This window comes from Ardenticatenales bacterium, from assembly GCA_020634515.1.
GTDB lineage: Bacteria > Chloroflexota > Anaerolineae > Promineifilales > Promineifilaceae > JAGVTM01.
The window spans coordinates 161,045-177,104 of record JACKBL010000004.1 but is presented as its reverse complement, the minus strand read 5'-3'; the positions used below and the strand labels follow the sequence as shown (position 1 = coordinate 177,104).

General features: G+C 58.3%; 13 protein-coding genes and 1 pseudogene. 11 read left to right on the top strand and 3 right to left on the bottom strand.

Annotated elements, in window-relative coordinates; genetic code table 11:
• Positions 1-12: 12 nt before the first annotated feature.
• From H6650_12435 to H6650_12395, 9 genes and pseudogenes are all read left to right on the top strand, one after another.
• On the top strand, positions 13-1,485 hold the full coding sequence (locus H6650_12435) for a substrate-binding domain-containing protein (GenBank protein ID MCB8952813.1): 1,473 nt from the start codon (positions 13-15) through the stop codon (positions 1,483-1,485).
• A gap of 58 nt (positions 1,486-1,543) precedes the next feature.
• Positions 1,544-2,311 (top strand): ABC transporter ATP-binding protein, encoded by a 768-nt coding sequence (locus H6650_12430; GenBank protein ID MCB8952812.1) that lies wholly within the window; start codon positions 1,544-1,546, stop codon positions 2,309-2,311.
• Positions 2,312-2,372: 61 nt separating this feature from the next.
• Positions 2,373-3,074: an ABC transporter ATP-binding protein gene (locus H6650_12425; protein MCB8952811.1), complete on the top strand. Its 702-nt coding sequence runs from the start codon at positions 2,373-2,375 to the stop codon at positions 3,072-3,074.
• Positions 3,075-3,117: 43 nt separating this feature from the next.
• On the top strand, positions 3,118-4,668 hold the full coding sequence (locus tag H6650_12420; GenBank protein MCB8952810.1) for a branched-chain amino acid ABC transporter permease: 1,551 nt from the start codon (positions 3,118-3,120) through the stop codon (positions 4,666-4,668).
• Positions 4,669-4,778: 110 nt separating this feature from the next.
• Positions 4,779-5,852 carry a branched-chain amino acid ABC transporter permease gene (locus tag H6650_12415; GenBank protein MCB8952809.1) on the top strand — a complete coding sequence of 358 codons (1,074 nt, stop codon included), beginning with the start codon at positions 4,779-4,781 and terminating at the stop codon, positions 5,850-5,852.
• A gap of 184 nt (positions 5,853-6,036) precedes the next feature.
• The gene (locus tag H6650_12410) at positions 6,037-6,831 is read left to right on the top strand and encodes a hypothetical protein (GenBank protein ID MCB8952808.1); all 795 of its coding nucleotides are present in this window, start codon (positions 6,037-6,039) and stop codon (positions 6,829-6,831) included.
• Positions 6,831-8,054, top strand: a pseudogene (locus tag H6650_12405) (DNA methyltransferase). Before H6650_12410 ends, H6650_12405 begins: the two are co-directional and overlap by 1 nt.
• Positions 8,055-8,227: 173 nt before the next feature.
• The gene (locus H6650_12400) at positions 8,228-8,599 is read left to right on the top strand and encodes a GNAT family N-acetyltransferase (GenBank protein ID MCB8952807.1); all 372 of its coding nucleotides are present in this window, start codon (positions 8,228-8,230) and stop codon (positions 8,597-8,599) included.
• Between the two features lie 6 nt (positions 8,600-8,605).
• Positions 8,606-8,764, top strand: a complete 159-nt coding sequence (locus tag H6650_12395; GenBank protein MCB8952806.1) for a hypothetical protein — start codon at positions 8,606-8,608, stop codon at positions 8,762-8,764.
• Between the two features lie 468 nt (positions 8,765-9,232).
• Here the strand turns inward: H6650_12395 and H6650_12390 are convergent, their stop codons facing one another.
• Positions 9,233-9,523 (bottom strand): hypothetical protein, encoded by a 291-nt coding sequence (locus tag H6650_12390; protein MCB8952805.1) that lies wholly within the window; start codon positions 9,521-9,523, stop codon positions 9,233-9,235.
• A 311-nt stretch (positions 9,524-9,834) separates the two neighbouring features.
• Positions 9,835-10,530: a response regulator transcription factor gene (locus tag H6650_12385; protein ID MCB8952804.1), complete on the bottom strand. Its 696-nt coding sequence runs from the start codon at positions 10,528-10,530 to the stop codon at positions 9,835-9,837.
• A gap of 345 nt (positions 10,531-10,875) precedes the next feature.
• Between H6650_12385 and H6650_12380 the strand changes: the two genes are divergently transcribed.
• Together H6650_12380 and pyrB are read left to right on the top strand one after the other, a co-directional pair.
• Positions 10,876-11,967 (top strand): amidohydrolase family protein, encoded by a 1,092-nt coding sequence (locus H6650_12380; protein ID MCB8952803.1) that lies wholly within the window; start codon positions 10,876-10,878, stop codon positions 11,965-11,967.
• Positions 11,968-12,056: 89 nt separating this feature from the next.
• Entirely contained in the window at positions 12,057-12,980 is a 924-nt protein-coding gene (gene pyrB / locus H6650_12375; protein MCB8952802.1) for an aspartate carbamoyltransferase, read from the top strand.
• A gap of 164 nt (positions 12,981-13,144) precedes the next feature.
• Here pyrB and H6650_12370 read toward each other — a convergent pair whose 3' ends face one another.
• Entirely contained in the window at positions 13,145-15,901 is a 2,757-nt protein-coding gene (locus H6650_12370) for a bifunctional acetate--CoA ligase family protein/GNAT family N-acetyltransferase (GenBank protein MCB8952801.1), read from the bottom strand.
• Positions 15,902-16,060: the final 159 nt, after the last annotated feature.

Genomic DNA, 16,060 nt, shown 5'->3' with positions numbered 1-16,060 from the left:
GAGAGGAGAAACATGAAACCGTATCAGAAGTATTCTTTGTTGATGATTGTACTGCTGGTGTTTGCGGCGCTCTTGAGCGCCTGCGGTGGCACGACGCAAGAGTCGGTGCAGGCCACTGTGGCGGCGGTTGCGCCGACGGTGCAGGCTGCCGCCGAAGAATTGGCGCCGACGGTGGAGGCGGCAGTGGAAGACCTGGCCCCGACCATTGACGCGGTGGCGACGGAATTGGCCCCCACGCTGGAAGCCGCTTTGGAAGAATTAACCGGGGATGAAGGGATGGCCGGCATTTCCTGCGAGAAGCCAATTAAAATTGGCCTGATCACGGACCAGACGGGCGCACTGGCGATCTACGGGGCACACATCATGCGCGGGTTCCCCCTGGGCATGGAGTACGCTACCGGTTCGGAAAACGCGAGTACCGACACGGCGATGATGTCCTACAAGCTGGATAACTGCGAAATCCAGGTGTATGTGCGCGACGATCAGAGCACGCCGGATACGACGGCGACGGTGGGGCGTGAGCTGATCGAGGTGGAAGGCGTGGATATCCTTGTGGGAACGGTCAGCTCCGGCGCGACGGCGACCCTGCAAGAACTGGCGCGAGAGAATGAAAAGGTGTTGGTCGTAGCTCCCGCCGCCGCCAACGACATCACGGGCATCAACTTCAATGAGTACACTTTCCGTGTCAGCCGCAACAACTACCAGGATGCGGTGAACATCTGCCAATATCTGACCACGGAGTACAAGACGTTTGTGCAGATCGCGCCCGACTACGCCTTCGGTTATGGCGGCGCGGCGGCGTTCCGCGATGCCTGCACGCTGTATGGCGGCGAGTTTGTGGCGGATGACATTTTTGCGCCGGCGGATACGACGGATTTCACGCCGTATATGGAGCAGATTATGGACTCCGGAGCAGAGGCGTTCCTGGTGACGTGGGCGGGCAGTGGCTTTGTGCCGCTGCTGCAAGGGGCGACGGACCTGGGGGTGCTGGATCAGATGTCGATGGCTTCGGCGTTTGTGGATAACGTGGTGATGCCGGCATTCTTCGCCAACGCCATCGGCAGCACCAGCGGCATCCTCTATCACTACACCCTGCCCAACAACCCCGTCAACGACTGGCTCACGGAACAAGACAAAGCCCGCTTTGGCGTTCCGCCCGACCTGTTCGACCCCGATGGCATGAACGCGGCCCTGCTTATCGTCGAAGCCCTGAAGAAGACGGGCGGCGACGCCAGCGCCGCGGCCCTCATCCCGGCCATGGAAGGGCTGGAATTTGAAGGCCCCAAGGGGTCGATCACCATTCGTGCTGAAGACCACGTGGCCATGCAGGATATGTATATCGTCAAACTGCTGAACGTGGACGATCCCGAATCGAAGTTCTTTGAACTGGTGGAAACCAACCGGCCCGATGTGCCCTGCCTCCTGCCGGAAGACCTGAAAGCGCGCTGCGGCGACCTGCCGTATGGCAGCTTGAGCGGACAGTAACGGATTGCTCGTACCTTCCTGGAAGCTTTGCGCTTCCAGGAAGGTTTTGGCCCCCCTCATGACGAACGAGATTATTCTGGAAACACGGCATCTGCGCCGGGAGTTTGGCGCGTTGGTGGCCGTGGCGGATGTGTCGATTCAGGTGCGGGCGCGCACGCTGCATTCGATCATCGGCCCCAACGGCGCAGGCAAGACCACGTTCTTCAACCTCCTCAGCGGCAATATCGCCCCGACCGGGGGGCAGGTTCTCTTCAAAGGAGAGGATATTACCCGCTTGCCACTGCACCGCACGGCGCACCTGGGCATTGGGCGGTCGTTCCAGATTACGAACATTTTCCCCAACCTGACGGTGCTGGAGAACATTCGCCTGGCGTGCCAGGCGTTGGGCAAGGACAACTTCCGCTTCTTCCAGTCGCACCGTCGCTTCCGCCGGTATGAGGAACGCGCTTGGGCGGTGGCGGCGCAGGTGGGGTTGGTGGAAAGGGCGTTAATGCCGGCACGTACCCTCCCCCACGGCGATCAGCGCAAACTGGAACTGGGCATGATCCTGGCCCCGGACCCGGAACTGCTGCTGTTGGATGAGCCAACTGCCGGCATGGCCTCGGAGCAAGTGCCCGAACTGCTGGCCCTGATCCAGGAAATCCAGGCCGCCGGCAGCAAAACCGTCATGCTCGTGGAACACAACATGAACGTGGTGATGAGCGTCTCTGATACCATCACCGTCATGCACCAGGGGCGCGTTCTGGCGGAAGGGTCGCCCGCGGAAATTGCCGACAATGAAACCGTCCAAACCGCCTACCTGGGCGGACTGTATGAGATTGGTTGATGGTATCTACCGTCAGCTATTGTTCACCAACCACCAACTACCACCAACTACCAACCACCAAATGTCCCTACTCGAAGTACAAGACATCCACACCTACATCGGTCAGTTTCACATCCTGGAAGGGGTGTCGTTGGCGGTTCCGCGGGGGGAGATTGTGGCGTTGTTGGGGCGGAATGGTGCCGGCAAAACCACTACCCTCAAATCCATCCTCGGCCTCACCCCGCCGCGCCAGGGCACCATCCGCTTCGATGGGCAAGAAATCCAGGGACGGCGCAGCTTCGACGTTGCCGCCCTGGGCATCGGCTTTGTCCCGGAGCATCGCGCCATCTTCCGCGACCTCACCGTGGCCGAGAATCTGCGCATCGCCGAGCGGCAAAAAGGGGATTTTGCGCGCAAAGAGGCATTCATCTTCAGCCTGTTCCCCGATCTGAAACGGCTGATCAAGCTCTCCGGCACGAATCTTTCCGGCGGGCAGCAGCAAATGCTGGCAATCGCCCGCGCCCTCGTCCCCGACAACAAGCTGCTCCTCATTGACGAGCCAAGCGAGGGACTGGCTCCGGTGCTTATTGAGCAGATGATGGAAGCAATCCGCCAGCTTTCCCACGAGACAACCGTGCTGCTGGTGGAGCAAAACTTCATCGTCGCCAGCAAACTGGCGCAGCGGTACGTCATCATCGAAGAAGGGCAATCCGTGCGGCGCGGCCTCATGGCGGACCTGATCCACGACAAGGAAACGATTCACCGCTACCTGGGCGCGGCGTAGCGACCGGGAAAAAACCGGGTTTTTAGCATCAGGAAGAGAACGCATGGAGACGCTGCGTAAGAATCGCACCCGCATCATCACGTTGGCCGTCCTGGCCTTTCTGTTTGTCACGGCTTTGCAAGGAATGGAGCCGAAGGATTGGGCTATCACCGTGCTGCGCGGGCTGTCCGTGGGGGCGATCACGTTCCTGGTGGCGGCGGGGTTGTCGCTCATTTTGGGCCTGATGGACGTGCTGAATCTGGCGCATGGGGAGTTGTTCATGATTGGCGCATATGTGGGTTGGACGGTGTATGTGCGCCCGGATACGTTTGTGGATTTGCTGACGCCGGCGTTGTTGCTGGCGGCGGGGCTGGCGTTGATGCCGTTGTGGCGGGGGGTGTTGGGGCGGCTGCGACTGTCGCCACGCGCGGCCAACATCTGGCCGTGGGTGGGGCTGGTCGTTTCCGGGCTGATTTTGGCGCTGGCGTTGGGGCGCTATCCGATTGCTATCTGGAACCCGGATGTGTTCGCGGAGAGTCCGGGCACATATGCGTTGGCGTTGGATCAGGGGCGGCTGCAAATGCCGGCAGCGGCCACCTTCGCCCCCATCTCCCCCTTCCTGGACCTGTTGGGTATTTTGTTGGGCGGCGGGCTGCTGGGATTGTCGCTCGTGGGGTTGGGAATGCGGCGCGGCGCGGCCGCCGTTGCCCGCGTGGAGCGCGGTCCCTTGTGGACGGCGGGCGGGCTGCTGGCGGCGGGCGTGGCGATCTATCTGGTGAACACGCCCCTCAGCGAGGCCCTTTTCAATATGAATTCCACCGCCCGCTTCTTCGTGTCCATGGCCGCGGCCACGGGCGTCGGCTTCCTCCTCGGTGGCCTGATAGAAGCCACCCTCATTCGTCCCCTCTATGACCGCCCTATCTACCAGATTATGCTCACCCTCGGCCTCAGCTTCATCGGCATTGAGCTGGTGCGGGCCATCTGGGGGCGACCCGAATTTACCATGCCCAAGGCGGCCCTGTTCAGTGGCACGGGGGATGGCTGCCCCGCTACCAGCCTGGGTGATTTGCTCGCGCATCAATGCTCCACTATTTTGCTTTTTGACGGGCGCATCCGCACCTACAACGAGGTCTTCATCATCCTGGTGGGCGTGGTGGTGCTGGCGGCGGTGTGGCTGTTGTTGCAGCGCACGCGGTTGGGCATGATCATTCGCGCCGGCGTGCAGGACAGTGAGATGGTGGAGGCGTTGGGCATCAATGTGCGCCGTGTCTTTACGTTGGTGTTTGCGTTGGGCGTGTCGCTGGCGGCATTGGGCGGGGTGCTGGCCGCGCCTTCGATTGGCCTGTCCAACGACATGGGCACGCGCCTGCTGCTGCTGGCCTTAATTGCCCTGGCGATTGGCGGCCTCACCAGTTTTCCGGGGGCGGCGGCGGGCGCGCTGCTGGTGGGGTTGATGCAGCAGTTTATTATCAAGTATGGGCAGATTGGTATTCATTTGCCGTTTTTGTCGGAACCATTTAAGCCGTCGCCGCCGTTAGTGCCGGCATCTACCGTCCTATTGATGGTCATTATTCTTCTCGTCCTGCCTAACGGCCTGTTTGGACGAAGCGAATAACAATAAATAATGGGTGAACGGTTGAATGGCTGAATGGTTAATGTCCGTGGGCGACGCCATTAACCATTCACGTATTTACCCATTCACCGATTAACGATGGAGTGTTCTTCATGAGCGAAAGCGTATCCGCCGGGCGCGGCGGCTGGATAAAAAGCAACGGCGGCTGGCTGACGCTGACGCTGTTTATGCTGCTGCTGCCCTTTATCGCTGCCATGCTGGACGGACAGTCGCCCGGCAGCGTTCTCGCGGGAGAAACGGGCAGCGCCAAGTTCATGCAAGGGTTGCTGATTGAGGTCTTCGTCCTGGCGATTTACGCCCTCAGCTATGACCTGGTGCTGGGGGTGACGGGGCTGCTTTCCTTCGGGCACGCCATGTTTTTTGCCGTGGGGGCCTATGCCACGGGGATCGCGTTGAAGACGCTGCAATGGGGCCTGGGGCGGACGCTGTTGGCGGTGGTGGCGGCGAGTGTGGTGCAGGCGCTGCTGTTTGCGGTGGTGCTGCCGCGGGTGAAGGGGATCACGTTTGCGCTGGTGACGTTGGGGATGGCTTCGGTGTTTAGTATTGTGGTGCGCTCCAGCGATTTGAGCGCGTACACGGGGGCGGATGTGGGGCTGCAGGGGGTGATTGTGCCGGCATTCCTGAACACCAACACGCAGCGGTTCCGCTTCTACGTCATGGCCTTGCTCGTTACCGTTATCTTTTATCTCATCTACCGCCGCTTTGTGGACTCCCCCACGGGGCGGGTGTGCATCGCCATCCGCGAGAACGAAGACCGCGCCCTGATGTTGGGGTACAACACCTTCACGTTCAAATTGGCGGCCTTGTTACTGTCCTCGTTGGCGGCGGCCAGTGCCGGCATGTTACACACCCTGCACCAGCCCATCGTCAGCCCCACCATCGCCAGCCTCGGCTACACCGTCGCCGCCCTCCTCATGATCCTCATCGGCGGCGTCGGCACCCTCAACGGCGCCATCGTCGGCGCCGCCGTCTTCCGCCTGCTCGAATTCTTCCTCGACCGCTGGTTTGGCGAAGTCGCCAACTTCCTCCTCGGCCTCATCTACATCGGCCTCGTCATGTTCCTCCCCTACGGCATCGTCGGCACCTGGCGCGCCAAATCCTTCCAGATCAAACAAGGCTGGGACCACCTGCTGCGCCTCCTCCATCTCCAACGCCGCGCGCCCTAAAGGCGTCTTCCCCCAAAGTTCTTGCAGGTTTTTGCTATAATCTGGGTAAAGCAACCGCATCATGCCGTTTGGATGGTGTTATTCGATCCTATTCCCAATCAACTTGTCCGCTTTTTAGATTGGTTCATTCTCCGAGAATGAACCAATCTGAACGCTCACATAGCGAAAGTCGGTAAAAATCAAAGTGAATGAAGAACGATACCTGGAAACCTTCCTGGAACCTATCAGAAAATCCAAAGAATATAAGCCAAAATTCGGGCAGGGTGGCAGTAACGGTGGTCTTTCCCTAAGTCAGTTCAAGCATCTTTACGGGTCAGACCCCTTCTATGCCTGGGTTGGCCTGGATACCAACCTCATATATTCGGCCCATCGCGCAGCGGGTGGGATGACTTCCGTTTATCGTCAGCTTGGTATTGGGTGTGAACGCCTTTTTCGCACCGTGTTGGTCGATGTTACCGGATATACAGACCCGGAATCTGCAACATGGTCATATACAACACAAACAAAGTCAGGAAAATCCAAAAAACTATCTCTTGATGGCCGGCTGGAACTTGGCAAAATACAAAACAGGACCGTGCTTGAGAATGTCCAGCAATGGATCATTGACTATTGCGCAAACCTGGGAGAAGTGTCCAAACCCTCAAACGGCATTGTTTTTGAGGTTCGTCAAGGATACAAGAGTAAAGATTCTAAGCGTCAGAATGCGGATATAGATAACGCTACTGTGGCATGGGCGAACGATTATCTCCCGGTATTCGCTATTTTTTCGTCACAGATAGATTCTGATATTGTGTTGAGATACAGAAATAGTCGTTGTGGCATTCTCATTGGTACCACAAACGGAAATAGTCAAGTGTCTTTGTATGCGTTTTTTGAACAGATTCTTGAATATGATTTGGCTGGTTTCTTCCAAAGAAATAGCGCTGAAATAAGAGAAGAGATCCACAACGTGCTTGAAATACTGTTGCGTGCTGAATGATGGATATGATGAAGGTTAAACAGCGTTCTGATTATACGTTCAAGTACAATGCAAAACTTGGTAGACATGGATGGTTGCGTCTAACGCCAGCTTACTCGGTGAAGTTAGTTGAAGAAATAATTGACTCTCTTTCGGAGGATTCTCTTATTCTTGATCCTTTTTCTGGGACAGCAACAACAGGGCTTGTTGCCGCTGAGCGTGGCATTTTGGCCCATTGCTTTGACATAAATCCGTTTCTAATCTGGCTCGGCAATGCCAAATGCAGAAACTATGCCTCTTCGGAAATAAAGAATTTGAGAATATCCGTTGATAAGGTGCTTGATGAATGCAAGCGATTGGTAAACGAAGACAACTGGTTGCCGGATATTCATAATATTACAAGATGGTGGTCTGCACACACGCTCAGCGTTCTTGGCGCACTTCGTCGGGCGTTGGTGAATCAATTGGGAGAGCCAAAGGATAATCACGTTTCTTCACTTGCCTGGGTGTCTTTTTGCAGACTCGTCATTGAAACATCATCTGCTGCATTCAATCACGTCTCAATGTCATTTCAGGATGAAGTGACCTCGTTTGATATTAAACAGATTGAGTCTCTGTATATAGATATATTGGAAGCCGTTATTCGAAGTGCAAGCGTGCCACTTCCTGGTTTTGCATCTGTTTATTCCGTGGACGCGCGGGAGCCTGCATCAATTGACAACATTCAATACTCGCATATTGTCACGTCCCCACCTTACCCCAACAGAATCAGTTACATTCGTGAACTTCGACCTTATATGTATTGGACCCAATTCCTCGATACCGCCCGTGAAGCGGGTGAACTTGATTGGAAGGCAATAGGTGGGACTTGGGGGGTCGCTACCAGTAGGTTGCAAAATTGGGAGCCAAGTGGGATTGCGCTTCCAGAGTCATTGCGAATGGTCGTTTCTGAAATACTGTATACAAATGAGAAGAATGCTTTGCTGATGGCGAATTATGTCTGGAAATATTTCCATGATATGCATTTGCATTTTCAGAACTTGCGCCCGCGATTGAAAAAAGGTGCCGTGCTTTCATACATAGTGGGCAATTCTAGCTTTTATGGCGTGCAAGTTCACACTGAAATTCTACTTGAGGACTCGCTAAGGTCGTTGGGGTTTACGAATATCGGGCACAAGATTGTCAGGAAGCGTAATAGCAAAAAAGAACTCTTTGAGTATTGCGTTTATGCCACCTGGCAAGAAGCAAGCCGCTTTGAGCCAGAGTACTTTCGCTCACGTGACCATCAAGCTGTTCAGCTTCAGTTTTTATTGGAATGCAATGCGAACCTTGAGCCAACAAGGCTATGAATTCAGGCCGCAAAGTGGTTTAATGGTTTCGCGCGCAGTGGCCTGATTATTACGCGGGGCGCGCACCGGTGGATGTGGCGCGGGATTTTGCCGCTGAAGCGAATCGGCGCGACTTGCCGGTGCGGCTGGTGGCTTTTGTGGATGAGGCGCTGGCGGGTACGATTGTGCTGCGTGAGCGCGCGATGGAGGCGCTGCCGGCATATACGCCCGGTCTTGGTGGGTTGTTTGTCGCGGAGCCGTTCCGTCGCCGGGGTGTGGGGACGGCGTTGATTGCGGCGGGTATGAATTTGGTTCGGGAACGGGGGGATGGGTGCGTTTATGCCGGCACAATCACCGCCCGCAACCTCCTGAAAAAGTCAGGTTGGGAGCTGGTTGGCTGGAAGGTGATCGGGCCAATCCCGCACGAGCAAGAGCATCTGGCGCTCTATCGCTGGCGTTGAAATCGGATGACAGAATTCGAGCTGCGCTTCAATTATGATTTTCACTTCTGGTGGGCGCACACGACATTCTGCCGTGACCTGGCGCGGCAGGTCAACGTATCCATGCGCGCGTTAGATCCGGCTCTTTGGCAGTATTCGCGGGAGAATCAACAGCGAAAATGCTAATGCTTTTTCCGGCGACGGGGAAGTTGCGTGCACGATTGAAGGCACTATGCGCGCAGGGTTGGCCGCCTATCTCCTGCGAAACGGCATCTTTGCATAAGATGCGCGACATCGTGCCCCCCAGAGGAGGGGGGTTGCCCGGCACGAAAGCCATGCCGGTGGCGGGGCGATCCATTGCCCCGCCCGATCATTGAGCACAACGTTTATTTAGTAACCGTCCGAAAATAACTTCACACGTTTTACGGACGGTTACTGCGCCCGCACATTTCCGCTATTTAATTGCGGACAGCCCCTCAAACCCACGAAGCGCTGGGCGTCTCCCGTTTCCTCCCTTCCGGCCTCATCCGACTTCCGCCTGCATGATTGCGCCGCCGTAGGCTAAGGAACGGAATTAAATAAGACAACGAAGCTGTTTCCTCACTGTTCCTTCAAGCTGACGATGCAATTCCGTACTTCATTTCATCGTCAGTCCTAATAGTCGTCTGTGTCGTCGAAGTCGTAATCGTCTTCGTCGTCAAAGTCGTAATCATCATCATCGTCGAAATCGTCATCGTCATAATCAAAGTCGTCATCGTCATCGAAAGGTTCTTCAAAAGCCCAATCGAGCTTGACGGTAGGGGAGAGTTGGACGATTTCCAGGTCGTCGCCACATTCAGGGCAGGTCACGATTTGCCCGAGATGCAGCTTTCCTGAAAGACGAATGGTGGTGTCACAGCTTGGGCAAGTACCCAATGCCGGTTTGTCAGTACGTTTGGAAGCCATCTAGTTGTTACTCCTTCGAAGATAGTGGCCAGTGGTCAGAAGCGCGTTATTCGCTGCCCGTGTCTCGTGAATTGCCGGCAGAAACCGATGCGACAAACATCTCCATCCAGCGCGGCTTTGGCACGGGCCTGGCCGTACAACGCGCAGCGTGCCTGAGGAGCACCCTGGCCGAAAGGGATTTCCCAAACTATAGCAACACGTCGTATCAAACCTGGGTGAAGGGCTGTGCAAAAAGCGTGTCAACTGGCCGCCTGGTGTGCCAAATGCGTGTAAAATGGTGCGAAAACGTGGGGGATGGGGGGAACGCCCGCTCAGGAGTCGGCGGGGGCGTCCGTGGAGAAGCGGTAGCCGACACCGGGGATGTTTTGGATGAAGCGTTGCGACGCCGATGGGGTTTCGATTTTGCGCCGTAGGCGACGAATCAGGCCGCGCACCAGTTCGCGGTTGCCCTGCCCGCTGTAGCCCCAGACACGCTCAACGATCATGTCCGCGGGAAGCACCTGGTTCTGGTTGCTGACCAGGAGATAGAAGAGGCGGAATTCAAGTTGGGTGAGGCGCTGGGGGTCGCAGCCGCTGACGGTGACGGTGCGGGTGGTGGGGTCGAGGAGGATGGTGTCTGTTTCAAAGCGGGGGAGGACGGATGCCGGCACTGTTCTTGACCGCCGCAGCAAAATTCGCACATACCGGCTGAGTACCCGTGCCGAAAATGGGCGCGGCAACACCAGGTCCACCCCCGCATCCAGCAACGCGCAATGCAACTCCTCCGTCAGCATCCCCATCAACGCCACCACCGGGACCTGCGTCACCAGGCGCAGCGCCTCAATATCCGGCAGCAGGCGCCCACTTTCCGGCAGCGACAGCAGCACCAGGTCCACCGGACGCTCCGCCAACGTCGCCGTCACCGGCTGCAGCGCCGCCGTCGTCGCCACGGCCACCCCCGCGTGCCGCAAAACAAAATTCAAAAAGTCTCGGTCTTCCTGATTATCGGCTACCACGATGGCCTGCATCGCCGCTCTCCCTTCTATTCTCCGCCAACATGCGGAACTCTCGCCCGCCTCTACCTTCAGACAAAGTTTAAGCCAGATTCAGCGGCTTGCGCCACCGACCACGATCATTTTACCTGAAACCCGCGCCCGCGCATTGTCATTTGCCCCCACTGACGCAACGTGCTAGACTTGCCGCTTGGTGTTTACGCTAGACTGTCTTCTCGTTCGCATACTGCTTTTGCGCCCGCGAAAACTTCTTCTTTTTTCGCCTTCATTGCCCGATCCTTTTTCAGGATTGGGCTTTTTTTTTGCCTATTGCGATTGTCTCAACGCAGCGCGCTTGTGTTGCGCTCCTGGTGAGGAATTATGTCTGACCTGATTTTACCTGGCTTGATTGATGTTCACACGCATTTGCGCGTGCCCGGTGGGGAACACAAGGAGGATTTTGCCACCGGCACGGCGGCGGCGCTGGCCGGCGGCGTGACCATGATCCTGGGAATGCCGAACACATCCCCGCCCCTTTCCACGCCCGCGACGCTGGCGGCGACGCGCGAAACGGCGGCGCGGACGATTCGCTGCGACGTGGGATTGTTCGCCGGAGCCAGCCCGGCGGAAGTGGCGCAGCTTGCCGCGTGCGCTCCCCATGCGGTGGCGTTGAAAGTCTATCTCAATGACACATTTGGCCCGCTGCGCGTGGATGACGTGCCTACGCTGCGCGCCTGTTTCCGCGATTGGCCGCGGGGGAAGCTGATCGCCATGCACGCGGAGAAGCAGAGCGTGGCCGTGGGCATTGGCCTGGCCGCCGCCTACCAGCGCCCGGTACATTTCTGCCACGTTAGCCGCCGCGAGGAGATTGAGTTGATCGCGGATGCGAAGATGGCCGGATTGCCTGTCACCTGCGAGGTGACGCCGCATCATTTGTTCCTGGATGCGGCCGCGTTTGACCGGCTGGGGCCGCTGGCGGACATGCGCCCCGTGTTGGGAACGCCGGATGACGTGGCGGCGTTGTGGGCGCACCTGGGGGAGACGGTGGATTGTATTGCTACGGACCACGCGCCACACACGCTGGCGGAAAAACAACTGCCACAGCCGCCGCCGGGCGTGGCCGGGTTGGAAACGTCGCTGCCGCTGATGCTGACGGCGGTGCATGAGGGGCGGCTGACGCTGGCGCGGTTGATTGATTTGATGCACACGAATCCGCGCCGCATTTTTGCGTTGCCGCCGCAACGCGATACCTGGGTGGAGGTGGACGCGGAGGCTTCGTGGGTGATCCAGGATGAGATGATGTATTCGAAGTGTGGCTGGACGCCTTTTGCCGGCATTCCCGTCAAAGGAAAAGTGCGCCGTGTCATCCTGCGTAACCAGCTTGCCTTCGAAGACGGCCTTGTCCTGGCCCCGCCGGGCAGCGGCCAACTTCTCCCGCAAACCACCAACGGAAAACCGAACACCAACAACTGAATACCAACAACTGGAGACCCCCAATGTCACTCAAACCATTATTCGACTACACACGGCTGACGGACAAAAACCATCGTCAATCCAACGGCATGATCGGCTGGGACATCCTTTCCGTGGACCAATTCGACAAGGCGCGCCTGAACTTCGTCTTTGCCCGCGCCCGCGAAATGCGCGAAATGGTCCAGCGCGCGGGCGCGGCGGATTTGCTCAAAGGCTACGTCCTTGCCTGCCTCTTCTACGAACCCAGCACACGCACCAGCGCCTCCTTCATCGCCGCCATGGAGCGATTGGGCGGCAGCGTCATCCCCATCACGCAGGGCGTGCAGTTCAGTTCCGTGAGTAAAGGGGAAACGCTGGTGGACACGATTCGCACGCTGGAGCAGTATGCGGACGTGATTGTCCTGCGCCACCCGGAAATCGGCTCCGCGCAGGTGGCCGCCGACTACGCCCATGTGCCGGTGTTGAACGCGGGCGATGGCGCGGGGGAGCATCCCACGCAGGCGCTGCTGGACCTGTTCACGATCCACGAGGAGTTGGGGCGTATTGATGGGCTGAAGGTGGCCATGGTGGGGGATCTACGCTATGGACGCACGGTGCATTCGCTGACAAAACTGCTGCTGCAATATGACGTCAGCCTGCGTTTTGTCTCCCCGGAGATTTTGCGAATGCCGTTGAACATCATGAATCGGGTGATAGATGCCGGCATTCCCGCCCGCGAAACCCACGACGTTGCCGACGTCATCGAAAACGCCGACGTCCTCTACGTCACCCGCGTGCAAAAAGAACGCTTCAACGACCTGGCTCAATACGAAGAAGTGAAAGATATGTACGAAATCACCCCCGAACTGATGCGGCGGGCCAAAGAGAAAATGGTCGTCATGCACCCCCTGCCGCGCGTGGGCGAAATCCACTACGCCGTAGATAACGACCCCCGCGCCGCCTACTTTCGCCAGGTGCAAAACGGTATGTTCATCCGCATGGCCCTGTTGGCCGCCGTCCTGGGCAAAGCATAAGTAACCGTCCAAAAACAACTGCACACTTTTTACGGACGGTTACTGCCAAGCCATCATGGATAGCCGCTATCTGGATAGCCGCTATCCATGATGGCCGCCATCTGGACAGCCACTAAATAGGCGTGTCTGGGCAGAGGAATGGGCGCAGACACGCAATGACGCGCTCACAGGGTGAGGATGGCTTCCAGGACACCGTCGTTGAAATGGAAACGGAAGCCCAACCGCTGACAAACGCGCTTCATGCCGACGTTTTCGGGCAGCATGTAGGCCAGTACGCGCTGCAACCCTTCGTCGCGGGCGACGTCCAGCAGGCGGCGCAGCAGTTCCGTGCCCACGCCCTGGCGCTGGTAGTCGTCGTGGATGAGCATGGCAAATTCGGCATCGGCAGTGCCGGCAATTTTGCTCAACCGACCCGCCGCGATAACCCGTCGCTCACCCGTGTGCGCATCCCGCAACGTCGCCACCAACGCCATCTCCCGATCATAATCAATAAAGCAAATCCGCGTCAGCCGCTCGTGCGCCACCCGCTGGCTCAAATCCAACGTATGGAAATACCGCATAAACACACTCTGCGCCGACAGCCCCTGGTGGAACTGCCCCATCAGCGGCTCATCCTCCGGGCGGATAGGACGGATATTCACCGCCGTGCCATCCCGTAGCGTCCACGGCTGAATATACTGTGTCGGATAGGGGCGAATCGCCAATTGCGGCGGCTCCGTCACCTCTGACGGATACAACACCACCCGCGCATCCAGCGCCAGAATTTGCTCCGGCGACGCCAGCAACGGGTTAATGTCGATCTCCTTGATAAGCGCCTGCTCCGCCACCAACTGGCTAAAACGCACCATGATCTGCTCCAGCGCAGACAAATCAACCGACGCCCGCCCGCGAACACCCCGCAAGGCGCGGTAGATTTTCGTCCGCTCCATCATCCGCCGCGCCAGCGTCGTGTTCAACGGCGGCAGCCCCAGCGCCCGATCCTGAAACACCTCCACCAACGTCCCGCCAGTGCCGAACAGCAACACCGGGCCAAACTGGGGGTCTGGGCTGCTGCCGACGATAATTTCGTACCCTTCCAGTTTCACCATTGGCTGCACCGTCACCCCCAGGAAGTCGTCCGGCAGGGGATCGCGCCCCGCCTGCGCCGCATAGTCGCGGGCGCCGGCGGCAATGCGCGTGAATGCCTGACGCACGGCGGCCGCGTCCGCCAGGTTCAACTGCACACCGCCCACGTCCGTTTTGTGCGTGATGGAGCCGGAATGGAGTTTGAGGACGACAGGGTAGCCAATGGCGGCGGCCAGTGCCTCGGCTTCGTCGGCGCTGGCGGCGACGCGGGTGTCCACGGTGGGAATGCCATAGGCGGCGAAGATTTGCTTAGACTCGAATTCGGTGAGGATGGTGCGCCCCGCCTGCCGCGCGGCGCGGATGACCGTTTCTGCCAGGGTACGATCAGGTGCGCCTTCCTCGGTTCCTGCCGGCAAAACGGGCGTCTCATACAAGCTGCGTAAATTATCACTGTATCGCCACATATAGTTGAACATCTCCGTGGCCGTATCAGGATAATCGAATGTGGGAATGCCGGCCTTATTCAGCACAGCCTCCCCCTCATTCACCTCCGCGCCCCCCATCCAACTGGCCAGCACCGGCTTCTTCTTCAAACGATGGCTCACCTCCTTCAACTCCACCGCCGTCTCCGTCGGGTCCGACATCGCCTGCGGCGTCAGAATCACCAGCAAACCATCACTGTTGGGGTCCGCCGCCGCCACCTCCAGCGTGCGCGCATACCGTTCCGGGCTGGCGTCTCCCAGCACGTCAATCGGGTTTCCGTGGCTCCAGTGCGGCGGCAGAATCTCATTCAACTTCGCTTCCGTCTCCGCGGAAATCATCGCCAGTTCACCCCCCCCAGAAATGAGCGAATCCGTCGCCAATACACCCGGCCCGCCCGCGTTCGTCACAATCGTCAGGCGGCGGCCACGCGGCAGCGGCTGCTTCGCCAACACCTCGGACATGGCAAACAGATCAGAAATATCATTCACGCGCAGCACCCCGCAGCGGCGGAAAGCCGATTCCAGCACCTCGTCGCTGCCGGTGAGCGACCCGGTATGCGAGGCGGCGGCGGCCGCGGCGGCCTGGGTGCGCCCTGGCTTGATCACGATGATGGGCTTGGTCAGGGCCACTTCCCGCGCCGCGGACATAAATGAGCGGGCGTCGCCGATGGTTTCCATGTAGATGACGATGCTTTTGGTGTTGGGATCGTCGCCCAGGTAGTAAATCAGGTCGCCCCACCCCACGTCCAGCATGGACCCAATGGAAACGAAGGCGCTGAATCCGACGTGCTCGCGCAAGCTCCAGTCCAGGATCGAGGTGCAAAGGGCGCCACTCTGGCTGATAAAGCCCACGTTCCCCGGCAAGGCAATGGTGCTGGCAAACGTGGCGTTTAGTCCGGTGATAGGACTCATGGCGCCGAGGCAGTTGGGGCCAACGATGCGCATGTTGCCCCGGCGCGCTTCCGTCAACACTTCCTGCTCCAATGCCGCCCCTTCCGGTCCTGTTTCTTTGAATCCGGCGGAAATGATGATGGCCCCGCGCACGCCATAAGCAACGCACTCGCGCACCACGTCCGGCACGGTGGGGGCGGGCGTGACAATTACGGCCAGGTCAACGGGATCGCCGATGGCCGCCAGGTTGGGGTACGCCTTGATGCCCAACACAGCTGGCCGCTTCAGGCTGACGGGATACACGGTTCCGCCAAACGGGCTGCTGATCAGATTGGAAAGAATGGTGCGCCCCACGCTACCGGGGCGTGCCGTTGCGCCAATAACGGCAACGCTGCGCGGGCGGAAGATGGCATCGAGCGGATGATGTTCATAACGGAGGATGTCGTGGATTTTCTCCGTACGGGAGACAATTTTCGTGGTCATGATAGTCCCTTGCGATGTTTGCGGGATGAGCGACGCAGGTTGTTGGTAAAGGGGTCACGGCTTTCCCGGCATGTCGGGCGACAGCAAACAGAGGAAGAAACGCGCCGCCCCTATAGGGAGTATACCAGTTCAACGCCACGCCGCCGATTCATCCCCGCC

Bases quoted from the DNA above. Each gene is read 5' to 3' on its own strand.
- H6650_12385 (MCB8952804.1), bottom strand. From the start codon at position 10,530: ATGCAGGCCATCGTGGTAGCCGATAATCAGGAAGACCGAGACTTTTTG.
- H6650_12420 (MCB8952810.1), top strand. From the start codon at position 3,118: ATGGAGACGCTGCGTAAGAATCGCACCCGCATCATCACGTTGGCCGTC.
- H6650_12435 (MCB8952813.1), top strand. From the start codon at position 13: ATGAAACCGTATCAGAAGTATTCTTTGTTGATGATTGTACTGCTGGTG.
- H6650_12425 (MCB8952811.1), top strand. From the start codon at position 2,373: ATGTCCCTACTCGAAGTACAAGACATCCACACCTACATCGGTCAGTTT.
- H6650_12390 (MCB8952805.1), bottom strand. From the start codon at position 9,523: ATGGCTTCCAAACGTACTGACAAACCGGCATTGGGTACTTGCCCAAGC.
- H6650_12415 (MCB8952809.1), top strand. From the start codon at position 4,779: ATGAGCGAAAGCGTATCCGCCGGGCGCGGCGGCTGGATAAAAAGCAAC.
- H6650_12395 (MCB8952806.1), top strand. From the start codon at position 8,606: ATGACAGAATTCGAGCTGCGCTTCAATTATGATTTTCACTTCTGGTGG.
- H6650_12430 (MCB8952812.1), top strand. From the start codon at position 1,544: ATGACGAACGAGATTATTCTGGAAACACGGCATCTGCGCCGGGAGTTT.
- H6650_12370 (MCB8952801.1), bottom strand. From the start codon at position 15,901: ATGACCACGAAAATTGTCTCCCGTACGGAGAAAATCCACGACATCCTC.
- H6650_12380 (MCB8952803.1), top strand. From the start codon at position 10,876: ATGTCTGACCTGATTTTACCTGGCTTGATTGATGTTCACACGCATTTG.
- pyrB (MCB8952802.1), top strand. From the start codon at position 12,057: ATGATCGGCTGGGACATCCTTTCCGTGGACCAATTCGACAAGGCGCGC.